Annotated in this window: 15 protein-coding genes; 5 read left to right on the top strand and 10 right to left on the bottom strand. The window is 62.5% G+C overall.

Annotation, left to right across the window (positions count from 1 at the left end):
* Together dut and VIM98_RS18720 are read left to right on the top strand one after the other, a co-directional pair.
* Positions 1–372 (top strand): dUTP diphosphatase (gene dut, locus VIM98_RS18715; protein WP_331994619.1); only part of this gene is annotated, 372 nt, incomplete at its 5' end.
* Positions 373–445: 73 nt separating this feature from the next.
* Positions 446–2755, top strand: coding sequence for a phosphomannomutase/phosphoglucomutase (locus VIM98_RS18720; protein WP_331994620.1), 2310 nt, complete (start codon positions 446–448; stop codon positions 2753–2755).
* On the opposite strand, the gene VIM98_RS18725 is transcribed toward VIM98_RS18720, so the two are convergent.
* The 9 genes from VIM98_RS18725 to VIM98_RS18765 all read right to left on the bottom strand — a co-directional run bounded on the left by VIM98_RS18725 (position 2739) and on the right by VIM98_RS18765 (position 11949).
* The gene (locus VIM98_RS18725) at positions 2739–2996 is read right to left on the bottom strand and encodes a hypothetical protein (RefSeq protein WP_331994621.1); all 258 of its coding nucleotides are present in this window, start codon (positions 2994–2996) and stop codon (positions 2739–2741) included. The two genes, VIM98_RS18720 and VIM98_RS18725, sit on opposite strands and share 17 nt — an antisense overlap.
* 18 nt (positions 2997–3014) lie before the next feature.
* The gene (locus VIM98_RS18730; protein ID WP_331994622.1) at positions 3015–6890 is read right to left on the bottom strand and encodes a pilus assembly protein; all 3876 of its coding nucleotides are present in this window, start codon (positions 6888–6890) and stop codon (positions 3015–3017) included.
* A gap of 47 nt (positions 6891–6937) precedes the next feature.
* The gene (locus VIM98_RS18735; RefSeq protein WP_331994623.1) at positions 6938–7363 is read right to left on the bottom strand and encodes a type IV pilin protein; all 426 of its coding nucleotides are present in this window, start codon (positions 7361–7363) and stop codon (positions 6938–6940) included.
* A gap of 15 nt (positions 7364–7378) precedes the next feature.
* On the bottom strand, positions 7379–8032 hold the full coding sequence (locus VIM98_RS18740; protein WP_331994624.1) for a hypothetical protein: 654 nt from the start codon (positions 8030–8032) through the stop codon (positions 7379–7381).
* On the bottom strand, positions 8029–9345 hold the full coding sequence (locus VIM98_RS18745) for a PilW family protein (protein ID WP_331994625.1): 1317 nt from the start codon (positions 9343–9345) through the stop codon (positions 8029–8031). Before VIM98_RS18745 ends, VIM98_RS18740 begins: the two co-directional genes overlap by 4 nt.
* Positions 9342–9860 carry a type IV pilus modification protein PilV gene (gene pilV / locus VIM98_RS18750; protein ID WP_331994626.1) on the bottom strand — a complete coding sequence of 173 codons (519 nt, stop codon included), beginning with the start codon at positions 9858–9860 and terminating at the stop codon, positions 9342–9344. Before pilV ends, VIM98_RS18745 begins: the two co-directional genes overlap by 4 nt.
* Positions 9861–10037: 177 nt before the next feature.
* Positions 10038–10700, bottom strand: a complete 663-nt coding sequence (locus tag VIM98_RS18755; protein ID WP_331994627.1) for a DUF4124 domain-containing protein — start codon at positions 10698–10700, stop codon at positions 10038–10040.
* 91 nt (positions 10701–10791) lie between these two features.
* A complete protein-coding gene (pyrE, locus tag VIM98_RS18760) occupies positions 10792–11439 on the bottom strand; it encodes an orotate phosphoribosyltransferase (protein WP_331994628.1) in 648 nt (215 codons plus the stop codon).
* Between the two features lie 27 nt (positions 11440–11466).
* Positions 11467–11949: a GNAT family N-acetyltransferase gene (locus VIM98_RS18765; protein ID WP_331994629.1), complete on the bottom strand. Its 483-nt coding sequence runs from the start codon at positions 11947–11949 to the stop codon at positions 11467–11469.
* 45 nt (positions 11950–11994) lie between these two features.
* Here VIM98_RS18765 and VIM98_RS18770 point away from each other — a divergent pair, with 45 nt between their 5' ends.
* From VIM98_RS18770 to VIM98_RS18780, 3 genes are all read left to right on the top strand, one after another.
* Positions 11995–12765, top strand: a complete 771-nt coding sequence (locus tag VIM98_RS18770) for an exodeoxyribonuclease III (protein WP_331994630.1) — start codon at positions 11995–11997, stop codon at positions 12763–12765.
* Positions 12755–14068, top strand: a complete 1314-nt coding sequence (locus VIM98_RS18775; RefSeq protein ID WP_414650243.1) for an AmpG family muropeptide MFS transporter — start codon at positions 12755–12757, stop codon at positions 14066–14068. The genes VIM98_RS18770 and VIM98_RS18775 overlap by 11 nt, the downstream gene beginning before the upstream one ends.
* Before the next feature lie 92 nt (positions 14069–14160).
* Positions 14161–14439 carry a hypothetical protein gene (locus tag VIM98_RS18780; protein ID WP_331994631.1) on the top strand — a complete coding sequence of 93 codons (279 nt, stop codon included), beginning with the start codon at positions 14161–14163 and terminating at the stop codon, positions 14437–14439.
* 96 nt (positions 14440–14535) lie between these two features.
* Here VIM98_RS18780 and VIM98_RS18785 read toward each other — a convergent pair.
* Positions 14536–14705 (bottom strand): anhydro-N-acetylmuramic acid kinase (locus VIM98_RS18785; protein ID WP_331994633.1); only part of this gene is annotated, 170 nt, incomplete at its 5' end.

Genomic DNA, 14705 nt, shown 5'->3' on the forward strand with positions numbered 1-14705 from the left:
TTGGTGCTGGCGCCGCAGGCACCCTCGGTGTTGATACCGACCGGCCTGGCCATGCATATGAATACCCACGATTTCTGCGCGCTGGTGCTGCCGCGTTCGGGCCTTGGCCACAAGCGTGGCCTGGTCATGGGCAACGGCACTGGCGTGATCGATGCCGACTATATGGCCGAGTGCTTCGTCAGCGTCTGGAATCGCAACCCAGCGCGCATTGGCGGTGAGGGCGAGGATGCGAACATAACCATCCAGCCCGGCGATCGCATTGCGCAGATGCTGTTCGTTCCGGTCGTGCGGCCGACGTTTGCCGTCGTGGAGTCCTTTTCGTCTTCGAGCAAGCGGGGGCTCGGGGGGTTCGGATCCACCGGGGTGAGCTAACCTTGGCATCCAGAAGCGCTGACGCTAAGCCAATAACGGGTCCTTCGAGACCAACCAAGAAGAGGGGGCAGGCATGGCGAAAACCACGGTGAGCGAGCGGGCGCGCAACTTCGGTGCCGAATCGCGCGGCTTGCTGCCTTTGGCAGCCGGCACCTTGTTGATCCTGCTGGGCCTGCTCTGTGCCTGGCAGACCTGGTTGATTGCCGACGAGGACGGCGCCAAGCAGCGGCTACACGGGGCGCAGGACGAGGCGGTTCGCAGCCTGCAGGGCGAAATCGCCATCGAGCGCGGCAAGATCGTGGAAGCCGTCGCCGGTGTCGATCCCGCAGCCGACCGCGACACGTTGATCGCCCAATTGCACCGGGCGTTGCCGCAGGCCAGCCGGATCGAGGTCTATTCGGGCAGCCTGGACGAAGTCGTGCATGCCGATTACCGGCAGTTTGGCTATGCCAAGGCCGCACAACTGCTGGCAGCCCAGACGGCGGAAGGGCAGACCCTGATGCAAACCGTGGCTGACGGTGCGGCGCGTCAATTGACGCTGGTCGTGCCGCTCGGCGTACCCGCCAAGCCACAGGCGTGGGTCTGGCTTGCCTTTCCCTTCACGGCGCTGCAACAGCGTTTCGAGTCCATTCGAGTACCCAACGGCAGACTGGAGCTTCATCAAGAAGACGACCGCAACGACCGCTTCCTGCTGGAGAGCGGTAGCGACCACAGTCAGCGCGAAGCCACAGGCAAGCCTGTTCCCGGCAGTGCGTTCAGTGTGGTCGCCGCCCCGCCGGAAGCTTTCATCGTATTGCCGCGTTCGGCATGGTTGGCCGGATTGCTGGCGTTGCTGGGCATCGGCGGCGGTGGCTACCTTTTGTGGCGGCGTAACCGGCAGCCTGCCGAAGTGGCGACCCCTGAGCCTGAGGAACCTATTTTGTCCAATGTGTTTGAAAACAAGTCCGAAACGGTCGCGCCGGTCTCGGCCAGGCCCGCTCCGGCACCTGCGCCGGTGGCGGTTGCCGTCGATCCGACGATTTTCCGCGCTTACGACGTGCGCGGCATCGTAGGCAAGACCTTGACGGTCGAAGTAGCGAGGTTGCTTGGCCAGTCGATCGGTACGGTGATGCGCGAGAAAGGGTTGCGCGAAATCGTGGTCGGTCGCGACGGACGCCTGTCCGGCCCCGAGTTGGCAGGCGCCTTGTCCGATGGATTGCGCGCTGCAGGCATCGACGTGATCGACGTGGGCGCCGTGCCCACACCTGTGGTGTATTACGCGGCCTACCGTTTCAATACCGGCAGCGGCGTGGCCGTTACGGGTAGCCATAATCCTCCTGACTACAACGGTTTCAAGATCGTTGTCGGTGGTGAGACGCTTTCCGAAGGTGCCATCCAGGATCTGTATCGGCGTATTGCCGAGAATCGCCTGGAAAGCGATGGTCAGGGCAGCGTCCGCCACGTCGATGTCGTGCCCGACTACATCGAGCGCATTACTTCGGACGTGCAGGCCGAGCGCCGGTTGAAGATTGTGGTCGACTGCGGCAATGGCATTCCGGGAGCGGTGGCACCGCAGGTGCTCGAGGGAATCGGCTGCGATGTGATTCCACTGTATTGCGAGGTCGACGGTACGTTCCCTAACCATCATCCCGACCCGTCCGATCCGCACAACCTCGAAGACTTGATCATGGCGGTCAAGCAGACTGGCGCCGATCTCGGCGTGGCCTTCGATGGCGATGGCGACCGACTGGGCGTGGTGACGCGAGAAGGCGAGATCGTCTTCCCCGATCGCACGCTGATGTTGTTCGCGCGCGATGTGTTGTCGCGTCAGCCGGGTGCGACGATCATCTACGACGTCAAGTGCACTGGGCACCTGCGTGGACAGATCCTGGATGCTGGTGGCAGCCCGTTGATGTGGCGCACCGGTCATTCGCTGATCAAGGCCAAGATGCGCGAGACCCAGGCGGAACTCGCTGGCGAAATGAGCGGTCATTTCTTCTTCAAGGAGCGATGGTATGGCTTCGACGACGGCATCTATGCCGGCGCGCGGCTGCTGGAAATCCTTGCCGGCGACCTCGAAGAGCGCACACCCGAGCAGATCTTCGCGACGTGTCCGAAGGGCGTGTCCACGCCCGAACTGAAGATCGAGATGACCGAAGGCGAGCACTACAGGTTCATCGAGAAGTTCCGCCAAAGCGCTACCTTCGGCGATGCTACATTGACGACGATCGACGGTGTGCGTGCCGACTGGCCAGACGGCTGGGGACTGGTGCGTCCGTCCAACACCACGCCGATCCTCGTGTTGCGTTTCGACGCGGACAATGCCGTGGCGCTCAAGCGCATCCAGGATGTTTTTCGCGAGCAACTGTTCGCGGTGGACAAGACGCTCAAGCTGCCGTTCTGATTTGCGCACCCCCGGGTGGCGCATGCGCGCCGCCCCGGGTCTCGATGTACATTGACCTCACGCGCAAGCGTCGGTCGGCGCGAGCGCTGCGATAGTGCAGCAGAAGATTTCCTGCGTGCGGACTACCGTCGAACGGCTTGGCGGCATCGATACGTGCGCGGTGCGCCAGATCGCGCAGATTGGGTGTAGCTATCAAGCAAAGTATTGCCGTGTACCGCGTAAGCAGGGCCTGCCCTGACATCGTGTTTGCGTTCCGCCTTCATTGCAGCCGTCGCCAGGATCGGCGCCGCCAGATAGCGTCGTCGAGCATGATCGACCGGTTATCGGGTCCTACGAATCCGGGCAGGTAAAGCTCGCCACCGCCTATTCCGACGCCGACAGGCAGGCTGCCGCCGGTCGGTGGATCCTTGAGGTGACCGCCCACAGTGCCATAGGGCGAAGAGGGATCGTCCCACGTGGGTACATTGGGATACGACAAACCGTCGCCCGCGCCGCCGGTGGCGGCATCGAGCACCAGATAAGCGCCGTCGAGGGTGCCGTTACAGGGATCGCCGTCGCCGGGTATCAACGTTACGAAGATCGCCCGATTGGAATCGAACAGGGCAGTCGGTGTGACCACGACGCGCTCGCCAGGTGCGTTCTTGATATCCAGATCGACGTACCAACCCGCTTTATCCGGTGGGACAGGCCGGCGCGTGACGCCACGCGCCGGCAGGCCTTTGCTGTCGAGAGTTTCGACCATCGATTGCATCTGCAGCAGGCTGCGCGTTGCCGTCGTTCGTGTGTCGCGTATGCCATAGAGAGATTGCACGGGAATGGCTGCATCCGTGTCGCCTGCGCCCAGATATTTGCCGGTGCCGAACACGACGATGAAGCGACCCGTGGTCGGGTCGGGAAAAAGGCGCGGCATTACCGTGATTGGCTGCTCGGCAGGATGGTCGGGCTTGAAGGCCAGCGAGGCCGACCACTGCGAAGGATCGGGACTCGTCAGATCGAAGCGCCAGAGATTGCCGACCAGATCGCCAGCAAAGGCGACATCGTCGATCTGATCGCGATCCATGTCGCCGAGCACAGGCGAGCTGAGGCCATGGCTGATCGTTGTACTGTTCGTCGGAGTGCGGATTTCACGGATGAACTCGCCCGTCTGCGCATCCAGCACAAACAGCGAGCTGAAAGGCTGTGCGGCCTCGGCGATTGCGTTACAGGGATCCGGTCGCGACGGCTTGCCGCAATCGGGGAAATAACCTGACGGCAACACGACTACCCAACGGCCATGGGCGAGGCGGCCGATGTTGGGCAGGCCATAGGTGTAGCCAAGATTGCTTGCGTTGCCTTGACCGTATCGAGCGCCGCCGGGCGTGCCGGCATGAAATTCCCACAGCACTTTGCTGCGGGCATCGACTTCCTTCAAGGCATCCGGATCGCTGATATCCAGCGCGTAAATACCGCGGCCGCCGAGACGCAGCGCACCTGCCAGTATCGTACCCCATCCTTGCTGTCCGCCACCGTCGAAGAATACGTCGCGGCTGACAGGCGTGGCATCGATCGTAGGCATGTAACCGTATTGCGTGGCGCTGGTCAGCGGGCCCAGTCGCGTGAGGCTGGTGCGCGGGGCATAGGCAAACAATTCCAGGCCTGCGCCGGGTGTCGGAACGACCTGGGTCGGATCGGTGTTCGAGCGCATCTGCGAGGCATCGATGGCGTGCAGCATGCCGTCATTGGCACCTACGTAGACGGTGGGGCGCCGTGACTGGCGGTCGGCGACGAACTTTCTGTAGCCGTTTCCTGTTGCCGCCGCCATGGCCTCGGACGAGCCGTCCGGCCAGTGCTCGTCGTAGCCTCCCGTGGGTTCGGCAACATACAGTGGCTGACTATTGATAATGGCTCCCATCAATTGCGTACGCGGACGGAACAGCCCAGTGCTTTCGCCTGTGCGTACACCGCGCAACCAATCCAGGCGAGCCTGCCCGGTGTCGCCTGTGTGTGTTGCGGGAGGAAGTGTGCTCAACGCGGTTCGTGCATCGGCATCCAGATCGCCAAGCTGCCGAAACGCTACGCCGCTGGAAAAGCGCCCGTCCCGTTCGAATCGAGCGGTGAGTATCTGGCGGGCCGCCGATGTCATGGCGGTGAGCCGGTTGCCCGCATCCCAGACAACTTTGCCGGGTTGTCCTTTGGCATCGAGCTCGACAGCCTGCAAGTTGCCATGCCATTCGCCCGATTGGTACATCGTCTGAAATCCCAGAGTTCCTTCGCGCAGCAACGCCGAATTGGTGCGCGCCAGGATGCCGCCTTTGCCGCCGTCGCCGATGCGCGCAAGAATATCTTTGAGTTGCTTGACGAGGTCGTCCGGGTTATTGGCGGCGTAGTATTTGCCGCGTCCAGCCAATGCCGCATGCCAGGTATCGTCGACATTGGCGATGATGCCGTTGCCGCTCTCGTCCGGCTTTGGCCAATGTATGTCGCCTTTACGCAGCCGGCAGGCATCGGACGCCGCGTCGATGCAGTTGGTGTCTGTGGAGACCTTCAGGTTGCCGATGACGCCCATGCCGATCAGGTATTCGGCCATATGTGGCCAAGTCGCCGGATCGTTCGATGGGTTGAAATAGATTTCCTGGTTGACATTGGCGGCCGCGACACGCGAACCGGATAGCTGCTGCGTGGGCACGACACCGAGACCGCGGTCGGGAAGATAAGGCGGAACGATCTTGCCTTGGTCTGGGTCGTAAAGATCCGGCCGCAGGTTGCTGGCCCAGTAGTGAAAGGCCATGTCGGAGAGCGATGCATTTCCGGAGGCGGTGCTTGTCGGTGCATAGATCGACGTGACGCCTCTGCTCCCGGGGTTGGGAAAGCTCACCTGATCCGGCAGTTTCAGGCTGGCGCTCGGCAGGACCAGCCCCCGATTCAAGCGGTCGGTGTTCCATAGTCCATCGGTGATCATCATGTGATAGTTGCGACGGCAGTACAGTTCCTTGCCATGGCCTTGTCCGATCGGTTGCCAGTAAGGATTGGTGAGGTTGTTACCGGTCTTGCGTCGGAAGAATTCGCCCGCGCGTTGGGTCGCGCTGACCAGTGGTGTGCCGCCATTTGCGCCGGCGGTAAACAACCAGTTGAAGAATGCGCTACGGAAGCAAGCAGGCGGATCGGTGCGCGTGCCATGCTGTTGCGTCGCCTCGGGCGAGGCGACGGCGCCATTCGCGCAGGCCGGTGTATCGATCAGTTCGCTGGCGATGGCGTTGCTGTGTAGTTTGAAGCTGTTGTTATTGATGTGTTGCCAGGCGACGCGGATCGTGCTGCCGAAACCGTCGTGGGATTGCACTTCGCCCAGTTCGCCGAAGACGCGCGAAGCGACGGTGCGAGCCACATGAAGCCGGGTGCGGTAGTACGCATACCAGTTGGCGAAGTTCTGATACTGCGCCACAGGAACGGCGACAGCTTCCCAATTGTTTGCTGTGTAAAGTGCGAACAGGTTGGTCGGCCGGCCGAAAGAATCGAGTTGCAGGGAAATATTCTTCTTCAGCCGATAGTAGTAAGGCCCCCCGCTCGTGAACGGATTGCTCCCGTAACCGCAGGTCCATCGGTCCTCACCGGTTCTGGCGATGTCGGCGCGTCGTCCAGCATCGTCGAGCGCCCAGTTGGTATTGTTGTACTTGCCTACTGCGGCCGGGGGCGATGGACGATAACGGCGATTGACGGCGATGCCGTCGAGCCACACGCCTCCCAGGCTGGCATCGGCCGACGGAAACGAAGTGCCGTCTGCGCGCAGGGGCGGCGCGTAGACGATGTCCGGGTTGTAGTAGACGCCGTTCATGGTCAAGGAACGAGCATCGCGATCGTGTGCCGTGCCGGCGTCGGCGTCGATAACCGCGGCACAACGCCAGGGCCCGTTCCAGTTGCCGCCGTCGAAGGGGCGATTGTCGCCCATGTAGTTGAAAGCCATGGATCCGGAATCGTCCAGGGTGACAACAATGTTCGGCGGCACGGCCTGGGAGGTATCCAAGGGCGTCGGCGACAGTTCCACCGTGCCGGTCTTCATGTCGACGCTTAAGGCATGTGCATCGGAGATAGCCATCATGCATCCGGCAACTATCGGCAAAATCGGCAGCGCGCAGACATGGCGTAAAGGACGGATTGTCATGGAGCTTCCCTGCTCATCGTAGAAACACCGGGCTGGGGCGCGAGGCGCTACCAGCAATCGCTCTGCGCCGGCGAATTGGGTGCGGGTAACTTGGCACCGGTGTAATCGATGGAAAACGTTCCGCATCGATCGTTGGCCTGAGTACCTGCCGGCGACGCGCTTGCAGTGAAGTCGCGCCGCGAAGCGTCGCTGAAGCTCAAAGACAAGCGATAGATGTTGTGCGCGGTAAGCGCGGACGCGACGCCCAGGTCGTCGAAATCGCCGTAGCGCTGGTACGTGAGGAAGTAACGTTCCTGCGCATCGGCAATCCGAAGCAGCGCCTCTTTCGCTTCCACCCGGCGTGCTCGGTGTATGTAATTGGAATAGCCGTTCAATGCCATGCCAGCGAGCAAAGCGACAAGGGCGGCAACGACGAGTATTTCAATCAGGCTGAAGCCGCGCTGCTTGCATTTCAGTGGCCTGTATCGGCGCATGTGGCACTCCACGGTTTATTGAGTCTTGGCCGCATAAGTGCTTTCCAGGACGCGGAGCATGTTCTCGTTCGTTCCGACGGCGCGCGCCGTAATGCGATAAAGGCGGCGGGAATGGTTCTCCGGGCCGGTCGTGCCCGGGCCGTGCGCGCCGGATTCGCGTGGTCCACCCATGGTATCCGGTGGTTCCTCGACACCGAGATCCTCGATGATGAAAACCGGGTTTCGAGCGGCCTTGCCGCTGTGGGGAAGCTGCGTATAGTCGATGGTGTCCGATGGGCCTTTGTAGACGTGTGCGCCCGCATCGATCCAGCCAGACCCGTCGCGAAATTGAGTCACGACACCTTGCGGGCCGTAGACAGGAGAACCGCGATCGTAGCGATAGCAGGCATGCTGACCGCCGTCATCGCCGCATATGAAAGACGACAATGTGTCGACGGCGGTAGTCCAAAGCGACCATTCCGCACCGCGTAGCGTGGTCTCCGCGAGTACATCGGCGAGTAAGGCTTGCCGCAAGCTGCCGGCCAGCCGTTGCTGGGTACGAGCCTGCCCAGTGGCGGCGATTGCAATGACACTGGAGACCAATAAAAGTACGAGGGCGAGGATCAACGCGGCGCCTGCCTGTTTGCGATAGGCGGCGATGGCGTAGGGGCAGGTGGGTGTGGGACTCATGGGTTGAAATTGCGTACCGAGGTGACGACGTTGAATTCGCGTCGCAGCAGTGGGGCGGGAAAGCCTTGATCGGATGGTTTGATCGGATGCGCGTCGGGCGGGCGGCTGGCCGGATCGGGAAGCCCGTCGGGTTCGTAGGCATAGGCCAGTTCGTCATTGCGCAAGGTGGGCAGGGGCGTATGGCCGCTCAACAACATGCTGAGCTGGATGCTCTTGACCGCGCGCCAAAGACAGCCGACATCCTCGCCAGCGGCATTGAGGGGCCGGCGAGCCGGACCGGGCGGGCATTGTGTGCCGGCATCCACTTCGGCAGCTGTCAGGTAACTCGCCTTGCCTTGTGCTGTTTCCACCCCATAGCGAAAATCGAGGCGTTCGATGCCGTGGATCAGTTCATGGGGTTCGCCGTTCACCTGCCTGATCAGTGCGCCAGTGCGACCGCCTAGACCGTCGTCGACCATCTTCAAGTAGTAAGTCACCGTGACGTAGTCGCGATCGAAGTCGAACAGCTTGGCGGCGGCAAACGTCGATTCCGCAGAAGGCGGGCGAGCATTGTCGCCATTGGGCAGCAGTGCATTGCCATGGCGGTCCACGGCAAAGATCTGTCCGCCGGAACAGTCGGCAAGTAGGGCAAGATGCCCCGTGCCGAAGTCGCTGGCAGGTGGCTCGCCCGGTCCGGGTGCGAGCAGAATGCGCTGGATCTGGTTAGGGAAAGCGCGATCGACCTGAATCTGCGTATGGTTGCCGATAACCCAGCCGCGCTGACTGTCGACATAGCGCAGCGTGAGTACGTCTGTGCCCTTGACCCGGTTACCGGGTGCCGTGCCCGCGGGCGGAATGGCGGTTGCCCCGGCCGTGTTCGGATCCATGGGGCGGCAGCCTTGCTTATCGCAATCGTAGCCGCGCATGGAAAGAAAGGAGGGCAGAGCATAGGGCGCGTCAGGAGCTGCCGGATAAGGAGCGTTGCCCATCGGCGTGGTCAGATCGGCCCAATGCCGCGCATGGCCGAAGTCGACCGCGTAGACCAGCGGTGCGCGTAACCTGTCCAGATAAATACCGTTGGCCTGTCGCTTGGCGATACCGCCCGTGTTGTTGCAGTACTGGCCGTTGGCCGCGGCCAGGTCCTGCGTGATGACGCCGACCGCGAATCGACCCTCCTCTTGCAGGCGTGCCAGCTGGCGCTGTATGCGGCTATGTGTGGACATGCCAAGGAAGACGCCGATGACGGCCGCGCTTACCAGCAAGCCCAACATCATGGCCACCAGCAGTTCGATCAGCGAGATGCCGCGTTGATGGCAAGCCGCCCGCCACATCATGGCTGGAACTCCCAGTCGAGGGTCTGGCGTGTGTGGGTGGACGATCCGTCAGGCGTGGGGCGATCGTCCCAGGAGAGCATCATGGTGCAGCTGCCGCCAAAGGGGGGACGTTTGCCGAGCATGCCGAGTGCGACCGGATCGACTCGCGCATCGTCTGTCTTGCAGGAAAGCTTGGCCGATGCCTGCGGAAGAAATATTTTCAGCTGCCCGCTCCACACAGCTTTGTCATGGCTCGCCAGTTGCGCCGGATCGCAAGGCTGGCTCGCATCGCAAGTGACGTTCCCGGGCGCGATCGGATAATCGGCGTCGTAGTCGTGACGCCATACCGCGACCGAATTGAGTCGCATGCGGTCGGCCATGCCCTGTGCCAGAAATGCGGCTTGGGTATGTAGATACGCGGAGTGATTGGAGCGTGCCGCTAGGGTCAACAGCCCCGCCAGACCCACCAGGCCGAACGAAAAAACCAGGACCGCGACCAGTACCTCGATCAGCGATACGCCGCGTTGTTTGTGCACCCTTTCCACTTATGCGTCCTGTCCCTGGCGCATCGAATCGCCGCAGCTGTATTTCGCCGCCTGCGATGGGACGTGGCTATCGGTGTTGAAAGCCGTCGGCTGTGAGGAAAGTCGGACCGATGGCGCGACTGAGCAGCCGCTTGCAGATGCGGACGTGCCGCCGTCGTCAGCGACGGCTTATTCGCCGCGATCCTTATCGGCGGCAGCCTTGACCTGACGATAGTGCGCCATCTGCTCGGTCATCTTGGTTTCGGCAGCATCGCGTGTCTCTTGCTGCTTGAGCAGAACGTCACGTTGACCCGCGACCACATTGCGCTGCCTCGCGATGCTGTCATTGAGCGACTTGGGTACCGGCTGCTTGGCGCGTTCGGCTTCACCGGCACGGGCCAGCAGATCGGTCAGGGCTTTTTCCTGGCTGTGCAGGTTGATCTGGGTGGTGTTGATCTGCTGATCGATGGTGTCCAGGTTCTGCTTGAGCGAGGCCTGGTAGGCCGCTTCCGTCGGATAGGCTGCCAGCATCTGGTCGTCGTTGCGGACCTGCTCGTCGGCCGCGCGCTTGACGGCGGCTTGCTGTGCGGCCACTTTTTGCGCTGCGGCGCGTTCTTCCGGGGTAAGCTGGCGTTCCACGTGCTGCACCACGATGCCGCGATCGTTGACCAGGTCGTAGCCGTATTTCATCGCCTCGGCGGTCAGGCTGTCGCTGTAGTGCGGCAGGCCTTGCCCATCGTGCCAGCGGTAGCGGTAGAGACCTTTGCCCTGCGCGTTGCTCTGCGCGCAAGCAGCGGTGCCGATGCCCAGCAACAGTCCGGCCGTCAGTAGTGCAGTAGCGAATTTGTACATGCATCGTCCCCCGAGGAGCGGAAAGTATAGCCAGTGCGGTCGCGTCGGCGCGGCCGTCGGCGGGCATCGGCGTCCGCCGATGTGACCGGGATCAACCGGCGACGCCGTAGCGCTCGCGATAGGCCACCAAGCGCCCGTGTTCGGCGGCCAGCTCCGGTTTTTCGCCCGCATAGGCCAGCACATCGTTCAGCCCAGTGATGGCAATGACGGGAATCTGGAACTCGGCCATGACTTCCTGGGCGGCCGATAGTTCGCCCTGGCCACGCTCCTGCCGGTCCAGCGCGATCAGCACGCCGGCTGGCGTCGCTCCATGGGTGCGGATCAGCGCCAGGGATTCGCGCACGGCGGTTCCGGCGGTCATCACGTCGTCGACGATCAGCACACGGCCCTTGAGCGGCGCGCCAACCAGGACGCCCCCTTCGCCATGATCTTTCGCTTCCTTGCGGTTGTAGGCCCAGGGCAGGTCGCGCTGCTGGTGGTCGGCCAGGGCGATCGCGGTAGCCGCGGCCAGGGCGATACCCTTGTAGGCCGGGCCGAACAGCATGTCGAAGGCGACGCCGGAATTGACCGCGGCAGCGGCGTAGGCCCGGCCCAGCTGCGCCAGCGCGGCACCGGAATCGATGCGGCCCATATTGAAAAAATAAGGGCTCTGGCGACCGGACTTGAGCGTGAAGTCGCCAAAGCGTAGTACGTCGCGCTGCAGGGTCAGTTCGATAAAGTCGCGCTGGTAATCGTGCACAGGATGTTCTCGTCGGATAGAAGAGCGTCAGTCGCGTAGTTTACGCACTAGCAAGTGCTGTGGTCCGGAACGTCCCCCCATGTAGAGCTCGCCGGTGTCGACGAAGCCTGCGCGAAGGTAGAGCCGCAACGCGGTCGTATTGCGCACGTTGACGGTCAGCGCCAGCAGGCGGGCGGCTGGATAGTATCGGGCCGCATCGGCGATGGCCGCCTCCATCGCGATCTGGCCCAGGCCGCGGCCTTGCCAGTCGGCATCGAGCAGGAATGAGCGCAGGCCCACCGCCGGCTCGCTCAGCGTGCGGACCCTGGCTTCGGTGCGATAGAACCCGATCGGCACCTGGCCGGCGAAGACCGCCATGGGGCGGCTATCTGGACGCTGGAGCGCATCGGCGAGCGTCCTGGCGACAGGGCTGACGAAGTCCTCTTGCCCCGGTCGCATACGCAATGCGATCAGGGACGCATGCCAGTCGGATTCGACCGGAACGACACGAATATCGGGGATGACGGGCATGGTTGCTATCATGCCGCATCTTGGATTTCCTTAAAGGAGTCGTGCATGCGCATCATCAGCCTCAACGCCAACGGCATTCGTTCGGCCGGTACCAAGGGCGTGTTCGAGTGGCTGCGCAAGCAGAACGCCGACGTGGTCTGCCTGCAGGAAACCAAATCGCAGGAAAACCAGCTGACCGACGCGAAGTTTCGCCCCGATGGCCATCATTGCTTCTATCGCGATGCGAGCAGCAAGAAAGGCTACAGCGGCGTAGCCATCTACGCGAAGCGCGAACCGGACGAAGTGCGCACGGAGCTGGGCTGGGAACCGTTCGATAGCGAAGGGCGCTACATCGAAGCGCGTTTCGGCAATCTGAGCGTCGTGTCGCTGTACGTGCCGTCGGGTTCATCGGGCGATGAGCGCCAGCAATTCAAGTTCAAAGTCATGGAATGGATCACGCCCATCTTCGACCAGTGGCTGCACAGCGGTCGCGATTACGTCATCTGCGGCGACTGGAATATTGTCCACACCAAGAACGACATCAAGAACTGGAGTTCCAACCAGAAGAATTCCGGCTGCCTGCCCGAGGAGCGCGCCTGGCTCGATCTCCTGTTCAAGGAGCGCGGCTGGGTGGATAGCTTCCGCGCGCTCAAGCCCGATGCAGTGGAATACACATGGTGGTCCAATCGCGGCCAGGCGCGTGCGAACAACGTCGGGTGGCGGATCGATTACCAGGTGATCACCCCGGGTCTGCAGAAGCGTCTGAAATCGTGTTCGATCTATCGCGACGAGCGTTTTTCCGACCACGCACCGTACTTGGTCGATTATGTCGACTGAGGCGGTACCGGCGAAGACGAAGCCCTCGATCTGGCGGGCCTTCACCCAGCCGTCGGCGTGGACGATGGCGTTCCTGGGCTTTTCCTCCGGTCTGCCGTTCCTGCTGGTGGCCGGTACGCTGGCTTACTGGCTCAAGGAAAAGGGCATCGTGCTGAAGGACATCACGATGATCGCCAGCGCCGGTATGACCTACGCGTTCAAGTTCGTCTGGGCGCCTTTGCTCGATCATTGGCGCCTGCCGGGCTTCGCGCGCCTGGGCTTGCGCCGTGGCTGGCTGCTGTTCGCGCAGTTGTGCGTGACGGCTGGTCTCATTGCGATGGCGTTGCTGACGCCGTCGCAGTTGCCGCCATTCGTCGTCGCCACGCTGTTCGTTGCCTTTTTCGGCGCCACCCAGGACATCGCGGTGGATGCCTACCGCATCGAAATTGCGCCGTTGGAGGCGCAGGGCGCGCTGGTGGCGACGTATTCGTTGGGCTACCGCATCGCCCTGATCGTGGCGGGCGCATTGGCGCTGATCATGGCCGACCACATGCCCTGGAGCGTCGTCTACCTGGGTATGGCGGTGTGCATGGTCATTCCGATCGCTACCACTCTGATCGCGCGCGAGCCCGAGGTGCAACGCAGCGTGCCGCGTAGCTGGCGCGCGGCGATGGGCGAGAGCGTGATCGATCCTTTCACCGATTTCTTTCGCCGCTACGGCTGGGGCCTGGCGCTGATGACGCTGGCGTTCATCCTGCTGTTCAAGATTCCCGAGCAGGCGACCATCGGCGGGGTGATGAGCCCGTTCTATCGCGACATGGGCTTCGACAAGACACAGATCGCCACCGTCACCAAGATTTACGGCATCTGGATCGGCATCGCCGGAGCCTTCGTGGGTGGCGCACTGGTCGCTCGGTGGGGCGCCTGGAGGCCGCTCGGAGCGGCTATCGTGGTGGCCGGAGCCAGCAACCTGTTGTATCTGTTCCTGATCCAGCACCAGGGCAACGTGCTGGTGCTGACCCTGGTGATCTCGGGGGAGAACTTTACTCTCGGCATGTTGGGGCCGCCGACGGTTGCCTTCCTGTCCTCGCTGGTCAACAAGCAGCACACCGCGACTCAGTACGCCCTGCTCAGTTCCCTGGTGAACCTGCCGGGCAAGATCCTGGGCTTCTTCGCCGGCGGTATCGCCATGGCGACGGGCTACGGGATGTTCTTCGTGGTGACCGTGCTAGCCCTGCTGCCGGCCATGATCCTCTTTGCCTGTCTGTGGCCGCGGTTCGCCCCCATCGGTCGTAAACCCCTGCCTGAAAACCCATTGCCGTAAAACGATTGTCGTAAAAAGGGGACTTGTGCGCCCCACAGTCATCTGTGCCACCATTGGCCTACAGGGGGCACAGTGTCTTGGAGTGAGGGGACGTGCCGGATTTGACCGTACGCCACATCGACAGCCTCATGGCCGAGCGCATCAAGCAGCTCGCCAAGGAGCGCCAGTGGTCGATCAATGACGTGGTGCTGCATGCGCTGCGCCACGGCCTGGGTATGGCTACGGCGGGCAATATCTTTGCCGAGACGCTGCTCGATCCAGGTGACCTGACGGTGCTTGCCGGACAGTGGGACGCCGATGAGAAGGCCGCATTCCAAGAAGCCGTGCAGGCGCTCTCGGTAGCGCCCTCGAGCACGTTGGCGAGCAAATGACCTGGACGCCTGGGAGCGGCTTCAGCCGCGGCCGGGCGATGTCGCAAGCTATCCCGTCGCGGCCGAAGCCGCTCTTACAAGCTAGCCGGGCTGCTTTTAAGCGCGATCTGTAAGCGGTGCGGCATAAATCGCTCCCAGCACGCGTGGCCCCTTGGCACCGGTCACCGCAGGCAAGTTTCCCGGCAAATCCAGCAGACGCTGCCGCGCGAGCCAGGCAAACGCCGTAGCTTCCAGGTAATCCGGGTCGATACCGAACGCACCCGTGC

It is taken from the genome of Dyella sp., assembly GCF_036568765.1.
Taxonomy (GTDB): Bacteria; Pseudomonadota; Gammaproteobacteria; order Xanthomonadales; family Rhodanobacteraceae; genus GSA-30.

Bases quoted from the DNA above. Each gene is read 5' to 3' on its own strand.
- VIM98_RS18720 (WP_331994620.1), top strand. From the start codon at position 446: ATGGCGAAAACCACGGTGAGCGAGCGGGCGCGCAACTTCGGTGCCGAA.
- VIM98_RS18725 (WP_331994621.1), bottom strand. From the start codon at position 2,996: ATGTCAGGGCAGGCCCTGCTTACGCGGTACACGGCAATACTTTGCTTG.
- VIM98_RS18730 (WP_331994622.1), bottom strand. From the start codon at position 6,890: ATGACAATCCGTCCTTTACGCCATGTCTGCGCGCTGCCGATTTTGCCG.
- VIM98_RS18735 (WP_331994623.1), bottom strand. From the start codon at position 7,363: ATGCGCCGATACAGGCCACTGAAATGCAAGCAGCGCGGCTTCAGCCTG.
- VIM98_RS18740 (WP_331994624.1), bottom strand. From the start codon at position 8,032: ATGAGTCCCACACCCACCTGCCCCTACGCCATCGCCGCCTATCGCAAA.
- VIM98_RS18745 (WP_331994625.1), bottom strand. From the start codon at position 9,345: ATGATGTGGCGGGCGGCTTGCCATCAACGCGGCATCTCGCTGATCGAA.
- VIM98_RS18755 (WP_331994627.1), bottom strand. From the start codon at position 10,700: ATGTACAAATTCGCTACTGCACTACTGACGGCCGGACTGTTGCTGGGC.
- VIM98_RS18765 (WP_331994629.1), bottom strand. From the start codon at position 11,949: ATGCCCGTCATCCCCGATATTCGTGTCGTTCCGGTCGAATCCGACTGG.
- VIM98_RS18770 (WP_331994630.1), top strand. From the start codon at position 11,995: ATGCGCATCATCAGCCTCAACGCCAACGGCATTCGTTCGGCCGGTACC.
- VIM98_RS18775 (WP_414650243.1), top strand. From the start codon at position 12,755: ATGTCGACTGAGGCGGTACCGGCGAAGACGAAGCCCTCGATCTGGCGG.